This is a genomic window from Rheinheimera muenzenbergensis (assembly GCF_036984005.1).
Classification (GTDB): domain Bacteria; phylum Pseudomonadota; class Gammaproteobacteria; order Enterobacterales; family Alteromonadaceae; genus Alishewanella; species Alishewanella muenzenbergensis.
This window is the reverse complement of sequence record NZ_JALAAR010000010.1, coordinates 105,563-124,899: the sequence shown is the minus strand read 5'-3', so window position 1 is coordinate 124,899 and position 19,337 is coordinate 105,563. Positions and strand designations below refer to the sequence as shown.

Below are 19,337 nucleotides of genomic sequence, written 5' to 3'. Positions count from 1 at the left end.
AATATGCTAAATTTATATTGCAGCTTAGCGAAAACCACTCTAGAATGCAATTCATGTTATAAGCATATTCCATTATGTTATATAAGGTAAAGTCATTATGTTAGCTTTGCTCGGCGCCTTAGTCATTGGCTTAAGTTTGGGCTTGTTCGGCTCTGGTGGCTCAATTCTTACTGTGCCGGTACTGCTGTATTTGCTGCATATGCCAGCGCAACTGGCCATAGCATCATCGCTGTTAATTGTAGCCGGCATCAGCTTATTCGGTTCGGCGCATAATGCTATACAAGGCTTAATCAGCTGGCGGCATGTGGTGTGGTTTGGTGTACCTGGCATGCTGGGTACCTACGGCGGTGCCTGGCTGGGTACCTTAGTTGATGCGCGCTGGCAGCTGTTGGTGTTTGCTCTGCTGATGTTGCTGGCGGCGGTAATGATGTGGCGCAGTAAAGTTGGCGACCTGGGTAACGGCAAAGCCTTTAAACCGGTAAAAATTATTATTGACGGCCTGGCGGTAGGCGCTATCACAGGCTTTGTCGGTGTCGGTGGCGGTTTTTTAATCGTACCGGCCCTGGTTCTACTGGGCGGGTTAAGCATGCCGGTCGGCGTGGCAACCAGCCTGGTGATCATAGCGATGAAGTCTTTTGTCGGTTTTGGCAAATACTATTGGGTCATGGCTGCAGAAGGCGCTGTGTTTGACTGGAACATTATGGGCCTGATGATAGTAGCCGGTATTGCCGGTAGCTATGTGGGAGCAGCCGTTGGTAAACGCTTACCCAAACAGCAGCTACAGCGCGCCTTTGCGGTATTCCTGGTGCTAATGGCTGCAGTGGTTATTTATCAATCTGTTCTTTAAGTTCATAACAGGAGTGTCCGATGAAAACAGCACAACAGCTTGTCGCAGAAGCCAAAGCCGTGATCACAGAGGCTAGTATCACAGCTTTACACAGCGCTCTTAACGCCGATGCAGAGAGCATTTTGATTGATGTACGTGAGCCAGCTGAATTTGCGCAGCAGCACATTGTCGGCGCAGTCAACTACCCGCGTGGCGTATTGGAAATGAATATTCACAACCACCCGAAAGTGGCGGCAGCAGGTTGTGAGCCGCAAGTGGCCTTGCAACAACTGGCCGCGCAGCCGGTGTATCTGATTTGTCGCTCTGGCGCGCGCTCAGCGCTGGCGGCCGAATCATTGCAACGCATGGGATTTAGCCAGGTGTATTCGGTCGCCGGTGGCATGCAAGCCTGGCTGGATGCGGGCTTAGCCGTTAAAAGCTAGTTTGCCGTTAAACACTTCAGGAGCAACAAATGGAAAACTTTACCCCATTTACCGCCTTAGTGGGTGGCAGTCTGATTGGCCTTGGTGCAGTGCTACTGTTTATCTTTTCGGGCCGTATTGCCGGTATCTCCGGTATCGCCAGCTCAGCGCTGTTCTCGCAGCAGGGCCGCAGTTGGCGCTTAGCATTTATAGCCGGCATTATCGCCGGCCCGCTGCTGCTTGGCGCTATTTTCAGTGATTTTAGCTACAGCACACCACAGCTGAGCTGGCAGATTATCGTTGCCGGCTTGCTGGTCGGCATTGGCACCGGCTGGGGCAGCGGCTGTACGTCCGGCCACGGTATTTGCGGCATAAGCCGCTTATCGCCGCGCTCTATTACGGCCACTGTGCTGTTTATGTTAAGCGGCATGCTGGTTGCCACCCTGCTGCGTTAAGGAGACTGAGATGCCGATTATTATTGCTTTTGTTGCCGGCCTGCTGATGTCTGCCGGTATCGCCTACTCACAGATGATTGATCCGGAAAAAGTGCTTGGCTTTTTAACGCTGAATGCCCATTGGGACCCAAGCTTAATCTTGGTTATGGCATCAGCGTTAGCGGTTTACAGCACGGGGTATTGGCTGTTTGCCAAAAAAGACAAACCTCTGTTTGCCGGTCAATTTCACTTACCCGGCAAAAAACAGCTGGATAAACCCTTGCTGCTGGGTTCATTGCTATTTGGCGCGGGCTGGGGCTTAGTGGGTTATTGCCCGGGCCCGGCGCTGGCTGCTATCAGCTCCGGCAGCAGCGGCACCCTGGCATTTATTGCCTGCATGCTGCTGGGTTGGTTTATCAGCCGTAAGCTGCCGATTTAGCCGGCGCTTGCGCCAGATCAATCTGCCGAAGCCAACTGAGGTCGCCGTAGTTAAAATGCTATGTTATGCTGATTTTACTTCAGTTTAACCCGGCAGGACTTGCAATCTTATGACTGGTTTCACTTCCCTTTACTTGTTTATCGAACGTAGTTTTTTTGGCAGCTTAAGCCGGAAAATTATCGGTAATATTAGTTTTTTAGCTATTTTCTTTGCACTGGCGCTGTATCTGGCTTATCCGGCAGACGGAGCCAGTGGCAGCTGGTGGGCCCTGTTGCTGCTGGGGCTGGCTGCCTTTGTCTTTACTATCGGCTATATGCATTATTTGATCGTGCGGCCGGTAAAAGCGCTGGTGTCGGCACTGCATGACACCAACCGCAAAGGCACAGATTTAAACCATCGCTTACCGGCGTTTACCTTTGATGAATTTCGCACCTTGTCAGAGGAATACAACCAATTTGTTAACCAACTTGGTGTGTTACTGGGCGATATACACCAACAAGCGCACGAAACCCATCAGGTAAACGAGCAAGTATCCGGCGCCGTTAAAAGTACCCGCAGCCACTTGCAAGACACCGAACAACGCAGCGGCCAAATTCGTTCTGAAAGCGACCAGGTCTTGCAGTATTTAGCCGACATAGTGCAGCACGGCGACGAAGTAAACCAGGTATCGGGCGTGGCGGTAGATAAAGCTAAAGTGGCCAGCGGCCAGATGCAGCAGTTAAGCGGCCAGTTATCCGGAATTGTTAAATTGCTCGACAGCTTTGGCCATACCATTAACGGCCTGCATAAAAACTCAGAAAATGTGCGGCAAATTTTGGTGATGGTAGAAACCTTCTCCGACCAAACCAACCTGCTGGCTTTAAATGCTGCCATTGAAGCCGCCCGCGCCGGCGACGCTGGCCGCGGTTTTGCCGTGGTGGCAGATGAAGTACGCACTCTGGCCGCCAAGGTAAATGACGCGACTAAACAAATTTCCGGCTTTTTAAATGAAATGGAGCAGCTGGTAAGCGAAACCCGCAGCGAGTCACACAGCCTGCACCAACAAGCCCAGCAGGCACAGCAACAAATAGACAATACCAGCGGCGAGTTCAGCCAGTTACAACAGGAGCTGCAACAGGCGAAAAGCGGTATCCAGAATATCAATAAAACGGTTTTAGAACTGGAGCAGCGTTACCAGCATACCCATCAGCATTTAAGTGCTATTGAGCAGGTAACCAGTGACGCCTACAGCCAGATGGCTTCTATTGATCAAGCTGCAAAAGATTTACTCAGCGGCACCGCCCGCACCCAGCAGCAACTGGGCCGCTTTGCCCGCAGCCAGCACTAACTGCTGTCATCAGGTTTAACAGAGTGTGAAACTCTGTTAAACCCGCCATATTTGCTTACAGTTGCAAGCTTGCTGACATTCATAGCTGTAGGTATATTGCACGCTACGCTTAACCCCGCTGTGCCACTTTTTGCCGCCAAGGACCTGTTATGTTGAAAAAAATCGCTGTCTCGCCTGTTATTATTGCCGTGATATTAAGCCTGATGCTGTTATTTTGGTTGTTCAGTGGCGACAACTACAGCGCTAAAGAGCAGGCACCGGCGCAGCAACAGGTGCCCGAAGCACAGTTGGCCCAGGTCGAAACCCGCTGGTCTGAGGCCACGCCTTATCAGCTGACGCAAATTGCCCAGGGCCAGGTATTGCCCTGGCGTAGTGTCAGCATTAAATCGCAGCAAGCTGGCACCGTTAAAGCACTGTTAAAGCAACAAGGCGACACCGTGCAACCTGGCGACAAACTGCTGCGGTTATCCGATGAGGGCCGCAGCGCCAGGCTGGCGCAGGCACAGGCTAACCTTAAACTGCGTAAAACCGAACTGGACAGTGCCCGTGCTTTGGGTAAAGCGCAATTTTTATCTGCTACCGAGCTAACCCGGCTAGAAAGTGAACTGGCGCAAGCCGAAGCTGAACTGCAAAGTGCGGCGCTGGCGGTTAACCAAACAGAGCCGGCCGCCCCTTTCGCCGGCATAGTAGACCGGCGCCATATTGAGGTCGGTGATTTTATTCAAACCGGCACAGAGCTGATGCAACTAGTGCAAATTGATCAGTTAAAAGTGACCGCTCAAGTGCCACAGCAGCATATCGCCGGCTTAAGCGAAGGCCAAAACGTTACGCTGCGCCTGCTCGATGGCAGAGAGCTGACTGGCACACTAAGCTTTATCAGCTATGCAGCCGACAGCGCTACCCGCAGCTTTTATATTGAAGTTACCGTAGCCAACCCGCAGCTTTGGCGCATTGCCGGTGCCAGCGCCACGGTGGAAGTGCAACTGACGCCGGTATTGGCGCACCTGGTGTCGCCGGCCCTGCTAAGCCTGGATAACAACGGTAATTTAGGGGTATCGGTGGTTAATGAGCAACAACAAGTGGTGTTTTATCCGGTGCAAATTTTAACAGCGGATAACGACGGCGCCAGAGTCAGCGGTTTACCGGCGCGCAGCCAGATTATTACCCAGGGCGCCGGCTTTGTGCAGCCAGGCGACACCGTACGGGTGGCAGGAGCGACACTATGAATAGCCTTATTCAGGCGGCGATACAGCGCAGCCGCGCCAGCTTAATGCTGCTGCTGTTTTTATTTATCGCCGGCATTAGCGCTTATCAGTCTATTCCGAAAGAAGCCAACCCGGATGTAGCCATTCCGATGATGTATGTGTCGATGTCTCTGGATGGTATCAGCCCGGAAGATGGTGAACGTTTGCTGGTAAGGCCGATGGAGCATGAGCTGCGCTCGTTAGAAGGCATTAAAAAGATGACCTCTACCTCCAGCGAAGGCCATGCCTCGGTAATGCTGGAATTTGATGCCGGTTTCGACGCCGACAAGGCGCTGGCTGATGTGCGGGTAAAAGTTGATGCCGCCCGTTCCAAGCTGCCCAGCGAAGCGGACGAACCAACGGTAAACGAGATCAACGTTGCCTTGTTTCCTGTGCTGTCGGTAGGCCTATCCGGGCCTATCTCAGAAAACCAGCTGGTGTATATCGCCCGGCAGTTACAGGAGAATATCGAAGCCATTCCTGAAGTGCTGGAAGTAGACATAGGGGGTGATCGGGAAGACTTGCTGGAGATAGTCGTAGATCCGCAAGTACTGGAAGGCTACGGTCTGGATTACCAGCAACTGTTTAGCCTGGTATCCAATAATAACCGCCTGGTAGCAGCCGGTAGTTTAGATACCGGCGCCGGCCGAATGGCAATGAAAGTGCCCGGCGTAATTGAAAATTTAGACGATGTATTGTCGATGCCGATCAAAGTAAATGGCGATACGGTAATTACCTTTGGTGATGTGGCCACCATTAGCCGCAGTTTTAAAGATCCGCTTGGCTTTGCCCGCATTAATGGCCAACCGGCTGTGGTACTGGAAGTAAAAAAACGCAGCGGTGCCAACATTATCTCTACCATAGAACAAACCAAGGCGTTAATAGCACAAGCCAGTACACAGTTTCCTGACGGCATGCACATTAACTACATTATGGACCAGTCAAAAGAAGTAAAAAGCATGTTGTCAGATTTGCTGAACAATGTGCTAACGGCTGTGGTACTGGTGTTGATCCTGATTATTGCCACTATGGGCATGCGCTCGGCGCTGTTGGTGGGCATTACTATACCTGGTGCTTTCTTCGCTGGTATTTTAATGATTTACGCGCTGGGCTATACGATGAATATCATCGTGCTGTTCGCACTTATTCTGGTAGCCGGTATGTTGGTCGACGGCGCTATTGTGGTTAGCGAACTGGCCGACCGTAATTTAGCCGAGGGGCAAAAGCCGAAGCAGGCCTGGGCTAATGCTGCCGGTCGAATGGCCTGGCCGATTATTGCTTCTACCGCCACTACCGTGGTGGTATTTATGCCCCTGCTGTTTTGGCCAGGCGTTGTCGGCCAGTTTATGAAATACCTGCCAGCCACCGTTATTTTGTGTTTGCTGGCGTCACTATTGATGGCACTGATTTTCTTACCGGTAATGGGCGGGCTTAGTAAAGCGCAGCCCGCGGCGCACCAGGTAGAACAAAGCCGGGCCGGTAAGGCGTACCGTGGCGTACTGGGCCGTCTGCTGCGCCGGCCAGGTCTGACGTTCGCCGGTATGCTAGCTGCCATGGCGCTGATTTTTGTCGCTTATGGTAAATACAACCACGGTTTGGAGTTTTTTCCGTCAGTAGAACCTGAATCAGCTCAGGTTTGGGTGCGCGCCCGTGGCGATATGTCGATTTATGAAAAAGATGCCCTGCTACAAAAAGTCGAACAGCGCCTGCTGGGGTTATCCGAAGTAAAAGCATTGTACGCCCGCTCGTTGGCCAGTGCTGGTGGTGAACTGGCAGCAGATGTGGTTGGCACCTTGCAGTTTCAGTTTATTGATTGGCACGAGCGTCGCCGCGCAGCCGACATTCTTGATGAGATGCGAAAGCTTACTGCCGACATTCCCGGCATTATTCTCGAGTTTCGCCAGCAGGAAGAAGGCCCTTCAGGGGGTAAGCCGATAGAGCTGCAGATCAGCGCTCACGAAGCGGCGGCGACAGAGCAGGCAGTAACGCAAATTATCAGCCAAATGCAAAAAATGGGCGGTTTTGTTGATATTGAAGATGACCGCAGTTTACCCGGTATAGAATGGCGCATTGAAGTTGACCGCGCTGCCGCCGCCCGCTTTGGTGCCGATGTGCTTACTGTGGGTAATGCGGTACAAATGATCAGTAACGGTATATTGCTGGCAAAGTTCCGGCCGGAATATGCCAGTGATGAAGTTGATATCCGCGTGCGGTTTCCGCAAAGCTGGCGCTCGTTAGATCAGTTGGGCCGGTTAACTATCCAAACCAATCGCGGCCAGGTACCGCTGAGCAACTTTGTTACCTTAGTACCGGCAGCCAAGACCAGCGTGATCAAGCGTATTGACGGCAACCGTGCGGTAACAATAAAAAGCGATTTAGCGCCGGGCGCCCAGGTAAGTGAGCGCTTACAGGCGCTGCTGGCAAGTGATATTAAATTGCCGGACAACGTTAACGTAAAAACCGCCGGCGAAAGCGCCGATCAGCAAGAGGCCATGACGTTCCTGCTGGGAGCCTTTGCCACCGCCATCTTCCTGATGCTGATGATTTTGCTGGTGCAATTTAACAGCTGGTATCAAAGTTTATTAATTTTATCGGCGATTATTTTTTCCACCGCCGGCGTATTACTCGGCCTGCTGGTAAATGGCCAAAGCTTTGGCATTGTAATGGTAGGCATGGGTATTATTGGCCTGGCCGGCATAGTGGTAAATAACAATATCGTGTTAATTGATACCTATAATCAGCTACGCGACAGCGGTTTATCAGCCTTTGAGGCGGCGCTGGAAACCGGCTGTCTGCGCTTGCGTCCGGTGCTGCTAACCTCTATTACCACTGTACTGGGCTTAATGCCGATGGTACTGGCCGTTAACGTTAACCTGCTTGAACCCAGCCTCGGCTTTGGTGCACCGTCAACCCAGTGGTGGACCCAGCTGTCCAGTGCCATTGCCGGCGGTTTAACCTTCGCTACCGTGCTAACGCTGTTTTTAACACCCTGCATGCTGGTGCTGGAGGAAAAACTGCGGCCGCGCAATACAGGCATTAATGCAGCAGCCCTCTCCAGTAGCAGTGACGATGTTGCGTTACTGCTGAAAAAACGTGCCTAAGTTTATCGCTGGCCTGCTGGTGCTGCTAAGCGGCACCGGCATGGCTGCAACACCGGCCTATCAGCTGCACTGGCAGCATAAATTCAGCGCTGTAGAACAAGAAAAATTGGGGCAGTGGCTGACATTCAGCAGCCAGGCGACTTTAGCTGTGCTCGGCCCGTATCCGTTTCAAATGCAATTATATGTATATCAGCGCCGCGGCAACGAGCCCGTGCCCTGGGCCAACACCTGGCGGCAACATAGTCAACAGGTGCATTTTTATGTCGCACCTCAGTTTAACACGGCACAATTTATTGCCGATTGGACTGCCTATCATGAAATGGCGCATCTGGCGCTGCCGTTTCTGGGCAAAAACAACGCCTGGTTTGCCGAAGGCTTTGCCAGCTATATGCAGTATCAGATTATGCAACAAGCCGGCTTGATTGGCAGCGCCACTGATGCCATCAGCGCAAAGTTTGGCCGGCAACGCCAGCATTATCTGAAGCAACATAGCATGGCCGACACTGCAGTGCAGTTACTAAATCAGCGTCGCTTTGCTGCCGCATACTGGGGCGGTGCGCAGTTTTTTGTCGTGGCGGAGCGCTTACTGCGCCAGCAAGGAAAGGCTCAACTTAACCAACAGATCCAGCGTTACCAACAATGTTGCCGGCTGCAAGACACCAACCTTCAGCAAGTTATTCAGTCATTAGATGACGTCAGCGACAGCAGCGTATTCAGCCAGCTGTTACAGCAATTTAATCAGCTACCGGCAGCACAATTTCTGCAGTTGTATCAACTGTAAGCGGCTCATGTTGACGTTATCCTCAGCATGCTAAAGTGCCCCAGGCAAATGATATTGTTGCTGACGATATAAATAGGATGGCAGTAACACCTGCGCCAGCGCGCGTTTAACCTGCTCGGTTGAAGGTGCTTGCGCGGACAACTGCAGCTGTTTTAACTGTGGGTTATAGCGTGCACTAACCGGTAATTGCCCGGGCCGCAAAATGGTAACCTGCTGCTCCTGCATCAACGCAAAATATTGATCAAACTGCATTAATGCCCGCCCGGGGCTGCTGTCGTCGGTACTAAAGTCACGGCCAACTAACGGGGTGCTGGTACTGATGCCCATCAAGGACAACAGCGTTGGCGCCAAATCAATCTGGCTAGCGACGGGTGTAATGCGTTTTGCGGTTAAGTCTGCCCCTAAAATCAGTGCCGGAATATGAAATTTTTCGACCGGCACCAGATTGTTCCCATAAACACGATTATCATGATCGGCAACAACCAAAAACAGCGTGTCTTGCCAGTAAGGTTGTTTTTTAGCCTGCTCAATAAACTTTCCCAGTGCAAAATCGGCATATTTTACTGCATTATTCATTGTAGCCTTCGGCTCTTCATACAAACCGATACGGCCATCGGGAAACTCAAATGGTGTGTGATTAGAGGACGTAAATACCAAACTAAAAAACGGCTTTTGTTGTTGGTGCAAGTCCGCCAGGTGAGTCGCTGTGGTGGTAAATAAATCTTCATCACTTGCCCCCCAGCTGCCAACGAATACCGGATTTGGTATTTGCGCCAAATCTATAACCTGATCAATGTCGTTGCCGGTAAAAAAGCTACGCATATTGTCAAAATGCGCTTCTCCACCGTAAATAAAACTCGTGTTATAGCCCAACCGGCTCAACGTACTGCCCAGAGTATAAAAATTCTGCTGAGCTAACGACAGCTTAACGACACTTTGTGCCGGCGTCGGCATAAAACCTGAGACCACAGCTTCAATACCGCGTACCGAGCGGGTACCAGTGGCATACATTTGCTCAAACCACCAGCCGTCGTGTTTTAGTTTTTCCAGCTCAGGGGTAACCGCTAAACCGCCGAGTGACTCGACAAAAGTAGCGCCCAGACTTTCCTGCAAAATAATCACCAGATTAAGCGGTTTTGTTCTGGTTACACTAGCCTGCTGCTGATGCAGAGTAGGAATAGTTGCATCATTAAACACGGCTTGTTGCAGCCAGGGCCAATCCAGAGCCAGTTTAAACATTTCATTCTCAGGCAGCCGGCCGTAAATCTCACTGGAACGCGCCTCGTGGCGCATACTGTACAGCGCATAAAACACTGAGTAGGGCGAGTTGATAATTAACGAGTTGACCAGCGCATCACTGGTAATCGCAAATAGCGCTGGGTTGGCCGGCCGATGCTCTGTGGTTGAGCGTACAGCTGCAAATACCAGCAGTACCACCAGCGGCCAACTTAACCACAAGGTTTTGGCCGTAAAAGGCTGTGTTGCAGCCGTTACCCGCAGAAACAACCGGTGCAAGCCCCATAACAATATCAACGTTAGCGCAATACCACCGAGTAACATAGCGCGATAACCCTGCCACAGGGTACTGAATACCTCCTTCGGATACTTCAGATATTCGACATATAAGCGGTTGGGCCGGATGTCGTATTGCATAATAAACTGCGGAGTCGACACTTCGACAAAAATCACCAGACACAGCCCCAGCAGCACCCATACATGGCTGAAACGGCGCCATAGCGCAAAGCCACGGCCATAAGCCAGCAAAGGCGCCAACAGCAGTGGGATAACTAACCACAAGCCGATAAAGATAAGATCAGCTCTGATCCCTTGCAGCAACATCGTACTGACATCACCTGCAGCACTGACCCGCTCAAATTGCCAACTAAACAGTGCCCCCCGACTTAGCGATAACAGCAGTAACATCAACAGCACCATTACGAGGTACTGAAAATACGGGCCTGAATACTTTATCGCCAACTTCTGCACAGCTATACCTGACTTATCAAATTGTAATGTCAGGCATACTAATTAAGAAACCTTAAGAAACTCTTAAGCTAAGCCGGTTAGGTTGGGTAGGCACTTGATTACTTTTTTGGTCAAACCAGATTAAACACCTGGCTTTAGGTGAGAAACCTCTGACCAGTTAGTTATTTTTTGCTAGCTTTTGTTTACAAGGCGCTTTGCGATACTATATACACTAATTAGTTTGCCGGGCGGGTTATGCGCGTTTTAGCCTTTACAATTCTGTTGTTAAGTCACGCTGTAGTGCAAGCAGCAGAAATTAGGCTGGGCGTGCATAACTTCCCGCCGTACTTTGTTATGCAAGATAGCAATAACTGTGGTGGCGAAGCGGTAGAGCTAACCCGTAAATTATTGCAAACAGATAATATTAAAGTAACAGCTGTTTGTGCCACGCCAGCCAGGTTGTATAAGTTACTGCAAAGCGGTGACGTTGACCTGACCATTAATATCAAACATACCAAAGCCCTGCCGGATAATGTCAGCTTTATCGCCCCGCCTTTTGTTCAGTTGTCGCTGGTTCTGCTAACGCATGGTGCGGCAGTCGCACGTGAAAAGCAGCCGACCATAGCAGCAATTCGCGGTTTTGATTACCATGGCCAACGGCAGATATTAACCGAAAAGGGTTATACCTTTATTGACTTACCAGACAGTATCAGCGCGGTAGAAATGTTTATTAAAGGCCGCAGTAGTGCCCTGCTCACTTATGATGCACCGTTTGACTATTACCTGAAGCAGCATCAGTTGCCTTTTGCCAGAAACTATCAGTGTCAGCTGCTGGAACAGCTGGATGCGTTTTATGTCATGTCTGAGCAATCGGCCGCTAAAAGCTATATCAGCGATAAACTTAGCCAATATGCCCGCAAGGCACAACTCAGTTACTTTACTCAGTAACGGTTAATTGCTGCTCGATATCACTAAAGCTGGTCGGTTTAGCATAAAAATAGCCCTGACCAAATTCACAGCCCAACTCGGTTAGCAGCATTTGTTGCTCTGCGGTTTCGATACCTTCCGCAATAACACCCACTTCTATTGCCTGTGCCATCGCCAGCATCGCTTTCACTAAACTCAGGTTGTGGCCTTTATCCAGTTGCTGCACAAAGGTTTTGTCTATTTTTATATAATCTATCGGTAAAGACGTCAGATAAGATAACGACGAATAGCCGGTGCCAAAATCATCAATGGCAATTTTGATACCGGCATGACGACAGGCAGTGAGGTTGTCCAAAATTGTAGGAGAGTTGTCCATTGCCACGCCTTCGGTTATTTCTAACTGCAGACAATCCGCCGGTAATGCCAGTAAATTTAATTTGTGCTGAATAAATTCATAAAGCGCAGGATCTGAAAAATGCTTAGCCGTAATATTTACCGCCACAGGTTTTGGCTGCAAGCCGGCATCACGCCAGACTTTAACTTGTCGCAGTACAGTTTTTAACACCCAACAATCAAGCTTTTTGCCCAGATTCACCGCTTCTGCAATAGCAACAAATACATCCGGTGCCACAGTACCAAGCTGAGCATCGTGCCAGCGTACCAGGGCTTCATAACCACTAAGCTGTTGGCTACCTAACTGATATTTAGGCTGCAACACTACAGTTAACAAGTCCTGATCCAATGCCCGACGCAGCCCCTGCTCTATCTCTAACCGCCTGGTAAGATCATTATGAATATCAGCATGATACAAGCGTAACGGCAAACCTTGCTGCTTAGCATCAAACATTGCCGACTCGGCTTGCTGGATCAATACGGCTAAATCAGCCGAATCATCCGGATATACACTCGTACCAACACAGATCGACGGTGAAATCTTCTCCTGTGCTAACCAATAAGGTTCAGTGCAGTTTTCAATAAGTTTATACACAAAAGGCAGCAAATCATTCCGGTTTGGCAGTGGCAATAACACAATAAAATCATCCGCGCCGGGCCGGCATGCCAGCGCTTCTTGCGGTAATAAACTTTGCAACCGGTGCGCCGCTTCTATCAGCATTAGGTCACCAAATTCATAGCCGTATTTTTCGTTAATAAGCCGAAAGCGGTGACAATCGATAAACAACACAGCCAGCGTCTGGCCTTTATCTGCCCGCCGGCTAAAGTGCTCCAGCAAGCCCTCTTTATTCAACAAACCGGTCAAAGCGTCAAAATTGGTCAGAAATTTCGCATGGTTTTTCGCTTTAACCTGCTCGGTAATATCAATGCCTACTCCCTGCAGTTCATCCGCCGACTCAGCCGAACCGGCCAGACTACTGAAAGTCCAGTCGACCCAGTGCACAGCATTGTTGGTTCCCAGCATACGCACCGACAACGAAATAGTATGGCCCTCACCGGCCTGGCGCAGCTGTGCCAACAAAGTCTCGACGCTTTGGCGCTCATCAGCGTGGATAAATTCAAGAATTGAAATACCCAGCATCTGGAATAACTGCTGGTTTAACTGGCGGCAAAATGCATTGTTTACAAAGGTCAGTCTGGAGTTTTTACTTAAGCGGCAAATAAACTCTTTCTGATTTTGTACGATATCGCGATAGCGCTGCTCTGCTGATATTAACCGTTGCAATACCGCTTTAAACTCAGATAAATCATGGCAAACACCGACAAACAACCGGCCTTGTGCTGTATGCGACTCCCCCACCGATAAATGCATCGGAAACACCGAACCGTCTTTGCGCCGCGCTTGTACGTCACGGCCAATGCCGATAATTTTTGCCTTAGCACCCTTTTTATAATTTTGCAGGTAACTGTCATGCTGCCCGGCATGCGCCGCTGTCATCAGCATGTTAACGTTATTACCAATAACCTCTTGTTTATTATAACCAAACAACAATTCTGCGCCGCGGTTAAAACTTTGTACTATGCCCCATTCGTCAATTGAAATAATGCCATCTACCGCCGCTTCGAGCAGCGCATTCTGCATTGACAGTAAATTGGAATGTGCCGCAACGCTGGCCTGATAAGCCGTTAAGTCATGACAAATACCGACAAAATAACGCTTTTTGCCGGCTTTAGCTTCGCCCACCGACAAATGCATCGGAAAAACACTGCTATCTTTGCGTTTACCCTTAACATCGCGTCCCAAACCAATGATTTTTGCCGCTCTGCCATGTTTAACATAATTAGCCAGATAGCTGTCATGCTCGCTATGAAACGGCTCGGGCATTAGCATGCGGACATTTTGGCCCAGACACTCAGCCGCTGCATAACCAAACAGCCTTTCTGCTGAAGGTGAAAAAAAGCAAATTAAGCCCTGCTGATCAATCACAATAATGGCGTCTACCGCACAGTGCACTATGGCATCCTGCAACTGACTGAGCTGGAAAGTATCCATACCTGGCTACACCTTTTTTATCAGCTTATATAATAACTCACTAATTTAAGCCGTATTTTTTTGACAATTGCTACAACATTAGAAGCAATGTTTCCTTTTTTCCAGACAGTTCCTCGCAAATGCGACAGAAATATTTAGCTATATCAGAAACTTTTGTTAATTTAAAATGATGGGATGATGTGACAGGCCGGCTAAGCTCGTAACAGAGAGCAACCGACTGAACTACCGGCAATCACTAAGCTGCAAAAAGCAAAAAACCAGCATTATGCTGGTTTAAAGTGGCGGAGCGGACGGGACTCGAACCCGCGACCCCCGGCGTGACAGGCCGGTATTCTAACCGACTGAACTACCGCTCCGCACCAATTGCGCTGCAAGATTTCGTTTGGGTATCCTGCAGTGCGGCGGGAATGATACGGATTAGCCGATAGGCCGTCAACACCTTTTTTGCCGCTTTTGGCTAATCCTTAATCATCCGGTAAGGTCAGATCGAGAATGTCATCCATATCGTTGTTTTTTTGCGCATTAGCCGGCGATTTTTCTGACGTTGCCGCTTTTGCCCCTGCTTCAGCAGCTGCAGATTTTGGCTCTGGCTGCTTTTTACGCCAAAACATCAGATCAGCCAGCTTTTTATCATTAATAACAAACCAAATAGCAAAACCACCGCCACCAAGAATAACGACATTCGCCAGGATCACCAGCAACAGCGGAAACTCAGGCTCCGGCGGCGCGTTTTCTGCCGCAATTTCATCTTTAATGTGCTGTGGTAACTCGTCTAAAACCGGTGCTTCAAACACCTGGCGGTTTACCACAAAACTGATTTCGGGCAGATTTAATATAAATTCACGGCCATCCTGCATCTGGCCAAATGCCTGCACTTCCAGAATGTAGCTGCCATGCCCGCGGTTGTGTAACTCTAGTTGCCGTGGCGTTAACCCCGGCTCGTTCAGGGCAAACTCGCCGACATCGCCATTTGGATAGCGCACCCGGCCCTGTAATAAAACAGAAGCGGCATTAACTTTTTTATCTGTCACCCTGAACAAGACATGATGCGGTTGCAGCTCAACCTGCTCTTCCGGCGTTTTTGGCTCGTACACTGGCGACGGGGTAATGTCCGCCACTATAGGTGCCGCAAGCAGCACCACCGGGGCTTGTTCGACTTCGCGGGTATACAGCGGCGTGCGCACTATATATTTGGGTGTCCATTCGCCGGCAACAAAACGCAGCTGAAACTCGCCGGTAAAGACACCGTCCCGGGCCCGCTCATCATAACCTTTGCCATCGTCCCGAAACGTTGCTACCTGCACCACACCACGGCCAAAATTGTCATAGTCGGCATTATTGGTGCTGACAAAAATCACCTCCAGCGCCAGCACTTCGCGAAAATCCCGGGCATTGATCGGTTCGTTACCGTTAGTTAGCCGGGCGGTAATTTTCACCGTCTCTCCCACCATCATGTCTGATGGCAAGGGGTCGACATGCAGTTTAATGTCGGTCAGCACCATAATTCTGCTTTTCGGTAGCAGCTTACCTACCGCCTGCCAGGGGCCTGGCATAGGATCTTTTATCTGGATCAGATCATAACTGCTGGCATCATGCCAGCGAATGCCATGTTGCTCAGCGGTATTAAAATGTAACTTGCTGCCATCCGGGCGCACCAGCACCACAGAGGCAGAGCCACGCCGGCGGAACATCAGCAAGGTAATTTCGGCAACGTTGTCGTCAATTCGAAAGCGGTTTTCAAACAACGGGATCTGATTTTTTGTCGGTAAGTCCTGCAATAACTCAAAACCGTCATGCAGTTCAGCGTCCACGGCATGGTTCGGATCGTCTGATGCTGTGTCAGTTTGCTGCGCCACTAACGGCAAACTCAGGCTTAACACCAACAACCATATCAGTTTCGCCACAGGCAACTGCCCCCCTTTTTTTGCACCAGATCCAGCCGTTCTTCATGAGCAGCAAGCTCTGCCGGGCTGGCACGTAATACTTTTAACTTACCACTACGTTGTAAGGCAACAGGGCCAGTACTGCCCGCTTCGCCTTCCTGTTCGTTAGCCAGATTTAAGCTGACCTGCCCGCCCGTCATTAACAGATAGACATCAGCCAGAATTTCCGCATCCAGCAAAGCGCCGTGTAAGGTACGGTGGCTATTGTTGATGTCATAACGGCGGCATAACGCATCGAGGTTATTTTTTTGCCCCGGATGCAGCTCACGCGCCAGCATTAGGGTGTCGAGTATTGCACAGTATTGCTGCACCGGCGGTAACGCGGGTCGCAACAGCGAAAACTCGTGATCAATAAAACCTACGTCGAACGCAGCATTGTGAATAACCAGTTCTGCACCCTGAATATACTCATAAAAGCTGTGGGCTATGTCACGGAATTTGGGTTCATGCTTTAAGCGCTCGTTGGTAATACCGTGTACCGCCACTGCTTCGGCGTCGATAATACGTTCAGGATTAATGTAAACATGAAAATTATTACCGGTAAAACGCCGGTTTATCAGCTCCACACAGCCTATTTCAATAATACGGTGACCGTCTCTGGGGTTAATACCTGTGGTTTCGGTGTCGAGAATAATTTGTCTTTTGGCCATGGCAGTTTCGTTTTTTACAGCATTTGAGTTAGATTATACGCCGTTTTGGTTTGAGGAAAGGCTTTATGCGCAAAACAGTTGCGATCTATACCGACGGCTCCTGCCTGGGTAACCCCGGACCCGGCGGCTATGGCGCTGTGCTGATCTATAAACAGCATCGCAAAGAGCTTAGCGGTGGCTACAAGCTTACTACCAATAACCGCATGGAACTGCTGGCCGCTATTATGGCGCTGGAAAGCTTAAAAGACAGTTGTGACGTAGATTTAACCACCGACAGCCAATATGTGCGTTTAGGTATTACCCAGTGGCTGGCAGGTTGGAAACGTAATAACTGGAAAACCAGCCAGAAACAGCCGGTAAAGAATCAGGATTTGTGGCAACGGTTGGACACGGCTGCATCAGCGCACAACGTCAAATGGCACTGGGTAAAAGGCCATGCCGGCCACCCGGAGAACGAGCGCTGCGATGTTTTAGCACGCAGCGCTGCTGAAGCGAAACCCACTACCGTGGACACGGCATTTGAACAGAGTCAAAAGGTGTAAAAATAGGTTCTAATACAGTTGCACGTATCCCGTCAACTGCTTCCGCTGCAACACTCGCTTTGGCTCATCACAGCAACTCGCTACCGCTTGCGCGTTCGCTCAGACACTCTGTGATGACCAAATCGAGGTTCCAGCCGCAGTTGACTAGTTCAGCGCAGTAATTACTCGCCGGATTTTGCTTTTGGATCTGCAGCAGCATTTGCTGCCAGCATTTTTTCCAGTTCAGCGATAAAGGCTTTATCATCCGGTGCGGTGCGGCTGCCAAAATGCTTTACCGTTTGCTCATCGGCGCTTACCAGATACTTGTTAAAATTCCAGCTTGGTTCCTCACCGGTTTTGGCAATTAACGCCTTAAATACCGGATTAGCCTCGTCGCCTTTGACTTTAGAGCTGGCAAACATCGGAAATTTAACGCCATAAGTCAGGTAACAGACTTCTGCCGTTTTCTCCGCATCGTCATATTCCTGTTTAAAGCTGTCTGACGGGAAACCCAGGATCACCAAACCTTTTTCCTGATACTGCTGATACAGCGCTTCTAAGCCTTCAAACTGCTTGGTAAAACCACATTTGCTGGCCGTGTTTACCACCAGAATGGTTTTGCCCTTGTAACTGTCGCACAAATCCACGCTTTCGCGGCTATTTAACTGTTGCATAGAGTGCCCAAGAATGTCACCACACTGGCCCGCCAGAACCGGCATCGCCAGCATAGTGGCGGCAATAGCAGCGGCACTTAACCATGTTTTCATCTGTATCTCCTGTAAAGTCTGAGCTTAAGGCTGACATCAGTTACGCAGCATAACGCAAAGCCGATCTGTTTGTGTACTACGATAAAAATTCACGTGTGTTTTTTTAGCTATCCGCTATCATCCGCTTCCTTTTTGCCGCGGCTCTCGTATGCTTAGCGCAAAGTGGTAAACGTTATCAGTAAACCAGAGAAGCTTATGCGCATTTGTTTTTTAATGTACCCGTGGGAAAAAGTGCAGCCTGATGGCGACAGCACTATCCGTATGATCCACGAAGCCGTTAGTCGCGGCCACAGCGTGGCCATTACCCATGCCAATAACTTAACCATGCGCGACAGCATTGCCCAGGCGTTTTGCAAGGTGTTTGTAAAAGGTCAGAAAATCTCCAGCAATATCGCCAACTTTTACCGTAATGCCCAATTTAACCAGCAAAAACTGCCATTGGCGGCCTTCGATGCCATTTTTATCCGGCTAAACCCGCCGCTGGATCCAATAGCATTAAACTTTCTTGATTCGGTACGCGAAGACACCTTTATCATGAATGATTTAGACGGGGTGCGTATTGCCAACAATAAGATGTACACCGCGTCTTTGCATGATCCGGACAACGAATTTATTCCGATCACCCATGTCTCAAAAAATAAAGATTATCTGGCACGGGTTCTGGCGGAATCTGCGAATGACAAGATGATTTTAAAACCGCTAAATGGATATGGCGGCAAAGGCGTTATTTTATTGGAGAAATCGGCCGCGCAAAGCGCCCGCTCCCTGCTGGATTTTTACATTGGTGATAGCGAGCGTGGTAATTACGTCATTTTGCAGGAATATGTAGCAGGTGCAGAGTTCGGCGATATCCGCATACTGATGCTAAACGGCAAAGCCATCGGTGCTATGCGCCGGATCCCGCCCGCCGATGATATGCGCTCTAATGTGCATGCCGGTGGCACAGTGGTCAAACACCAGCTTACCGAACAGGAAAAACGCCTGTGCGCCCATATAGGCCCGAAACTGGTGCGCGATGGTCTGTACTTTGCCGGCATTGATGTCATTAACGGCAAACTGATAGAAGTAAATGTTATGAGCCCTGGTGGCATAGCGCGGATAAATCGGCTAAACAACGTCAGACTACAAGCTAAGGTTATTGATTTTATTGAAAATGTCATTGAAAGCAAGCAGCATTCATCGGCACGAAAAACCGAGTTTCGTAACCTGCTGCTTGCTGCTGAAATGACCGGTTAAATTTTTTTATCGTCAAACAAAAAATAATTCGCTGTTGTTAGAGACTGAATCTCGGTAAACAGGCAGAAAAAACACTGAGGTGCGCTGATGTCACAGGTAGAAAGCAATGAGTTTGAGCTGGAAGAACTAACCGACGATAGCGAGTTAGTAAAGGCGCTGTCGCCAAAAGACAGCAAAGCAAAACAAAAACTGGAAGCCCGTCGTCGTATTGATGACTTGCTGGAGCAGAAGCGTCTGCGCCAGTTACTGGATGACTGGGATCTGGACGATACAGAGGCTTAACCCGCCTGGTACAGCGATTTAGCAGA

At 49.7% G+C, this 19,337-nt stretch carries 17 protein-coding genes and 1 tRNA gene; 12 read left to right on the top strand and 6 right to left on the bottom strand.

The features are described 5' to 3' along the window. Nucleotides 1–97 precede the first annotated feature (97 nt). The 8 genes from MN202_RS12840 to MN202_RS12805 all read left to right on the top strand — a co-directional run bounded on the left by MN202_RS12840 (nt 98) and on the right by MN202_RS12805 (nt 8,574). Nucleotides 98–847, top strand: coding sequence for a sulfite exporter TauE/SafE family protein (locus MN202_RS12840; RefSeq protein ID WP_335736529.1), 750 nt, complete (start codon nt 98–100; stop codon nt 845–847). 20 nt (nt 848–867) lie between these two features. Beyond that, nucleotides 868–1,269, top strand: a complete 402-nt coding sequence (locus MN202_RS12835) for a rhodanese-like domain-containing protein (protein WP_335736528.1) — start codon at nt 868–870, stop codon at nt 1,267–1,269. A 29-nt stretch (nt 1,270–1,298) separates the two neighbouring features. After that, complete coding sequence (locus tag MN202_RS12830) at nt 1,299–1,703, top strand: YeeE/YedE family protein (protein WP_335736527.1); 405 nt, start codon at nt 1,299–1,301, stop codon at nt 1,701–1,703. Nucleotides 1,704–1,713: 10 nt separating this feature from the next. After that, the gene (locus MN202_RS12825) at nt 1,714–2,121 is read left to right on the top strand and encodes a DUF6691 family protein (protein WP_335736526.1); all 408 of its coding nucleotides are present in this window, start codon (nt 1,714–1,716) and stop codon (nt 2,119–2,121) included. A gap of 109 nt (nt 2,122–2,230) precedes the next feature. Then, entirely contained in the window at nt 2,231–3,448 is a 1,218-nt protein-coding gene (locus MN202_RS12820; protein ID WP_335736525.1) for a methyl-accepting chemotaxis protein, read from the top strand. Nucleotides 3,449–3,597: 149 nt separating this feature from the next. Then, complete coding sequence (locus tag MN202_RS12815; RefSeq protein ID WP_335736524.1) at nt 3,598–4,674, top strand: efflux RND transporter periplasmic adaptor subunit; 1,077 nt, start codon at nt 3,598–3,600, stop codon at nt 4,672–4,674. Continuing rightward, a complete protein-coding gene (locus MN202_RS12810) occupies nt 4,671–7,793 on the top strand; it encodes an efflux RND transporter permease subunit (protein ID WP_335736523.1) in 3,123 nt (1,040 codons plus the stop codon). Before MN202_RS12815 ends, MN202_RS12810 begins: the two co-directional genes overlap by 4 nt. After that, complete coding sequence (locus tag MN202_RS12805; RefSeq protein WP_335736522.1) at nt 7,786–8,574, top strand: hypothetical protein; 789 nt, start codon at nt 7,786–7,788, stop codon at nt 8,572–8,574. The genes MN202_RS12810 and MN202_RS12805 overlap by 8 nt, the downstream gene beginning before the upstream one ends. A 30-nt stretch (nt 8,575–8,604) precedes the next feature. Here MN202_RS12805 and MN202_RS12800 read toward each other — a convergent pair whose 3' ends face one another. After that, entirely contained in the window at nt 8,605–10,497 is a 1,893-nt protein-coding gene (locus tag MN202_RS12800) for an LTA synthase family protein (protein WP_335736521.1), read from the bottom strand. Between the two features lie 297 nt (nt 10,498–10,794). Here MN202_RS12800 and MN202_RS12795 point away from each other — a divergent pair, with 297 nt between their 5' ends. Further along, nucleotides 10,795–11,487: a substrate-binding periplasmic protein gene (locus tag MN202_RS12795; protein ID WP_335736520.1), complete on the top strand. Its 693-nt coding sequence runs from the start codon at nt 10,795–10,797 to the stop codon at nt 11,485–11,487. Here the strand turns inward: MN202_RS12795 and MN202_RS12790 are convergent. The 4 genes from MN202_RS12790 to dnaQ all read right to left on the bottom strand — a co-directional run bounded on the left by MN202_RS12790 (nt 11,477) and on the right by dnaQ (nt 16,505). Further along, a complete protein-coding gene (locus tag MN202_RS12790) occupies nt 11,477–13,912 on the bottom strand; it encodes a sensor domain-containing protein (protein ID WP_335736519.1) in 2,436 nt (811 codons plus the stop codon). The two genes, MN202_RS12795 and MN202_RS12790, sit on opposite strands and share 11 nt — an antisense overlap. Before the next feature lie 279 nt (nt 13,913–14,191). Then, nucleotides 14,192–14,268 (bottom strand) — tRNA-Asp (locus MN202_RS12785). Nucleotides 14,269–14,376: 108 nt separating this feature from the next. Continuing rightward, on the bottom strand, nt 14,377–15,816 hold the full coding sequence (locus MN202_RS12780) for a TIGR03503 family protein (RefSeq protein ID WP_335736518.1): 1,440 nt from the start codon (nt 15,814–15,816) through the stop codon (nt 14,377–14,379). Further along, nucleotides 15,804–16,505, bottom strand: a complete 702-nt coding sequence (gene dnaQ, locus MN202_RS12775; RefSeq protein ID WP_335736517.1) for a DNA polymerase III subunit epsilon — start codon at nt 16,503–16,505, stop codon at nt 15,804–15,806. Before dnaQ ends, MN202_RS12780 begins: the two co-directional genes overlap by 13 nt. Before the next feature lie 65 nt (nt 16,506–16,570). On the opposite strand from dnaQ, the gene rnhA reads away from it, so the two are divergent. Next, entirely contained in the window at nt 16,571–17,047 is a 477-nt protein-coding gene (gene rnhA / locus MN202_RS12770) for a ribonuclease HI (RefSeq protein WP_335736516.1), read from the top strand. A gap of 161 nt (nt 17,048–17,208) precedes the next feature. On the opposite strand, the gene MN202_RS12765 is transcribed toward rnhA, so the two are convergent. Further along, nucleotides 17,209–17,793: a glutathione peroxidase gene (locus tag MN202_RS12765; protein ID WP_335736515.1), complete on the bottom strand. Its 585-nt coding sequence runs from the start codon at nt 17,791–17,793 to the stop codon at nt 17,209–17,211. Nucleotides 17,794–17,988: 195 nt separating this feature from the next. Between MN202_RS12765 and MN202_RS12760 the strand changes: the two genes are divergently transcribed. After that, nucleotides 17,989–19,029 (top strand): glutathione synthetase, encoded by a 1,041-nt coding sequence (locus MN202_RS12760; RefSeq protein WP_335736514.1) that lies wholly within the window; start codon nt 17,989–17,991, stop codon nt 19,027–19,029. A gap of 87 nt (nt 19,030–19,116) precedes the next feature. Then, nucleotides 19,117–19,311, top strand: coding sequence for a PA3496 family putative envelope integrity protein (locus MN202_RS12755; RefSeq protein ID WP_335736513.1), 195 nt, complete (start codon nt 19,117–19,119; stop codon nt 19,309–19,311). Nucleotides 19,312–19,337 lie beyond the last annotated feature (26 nt).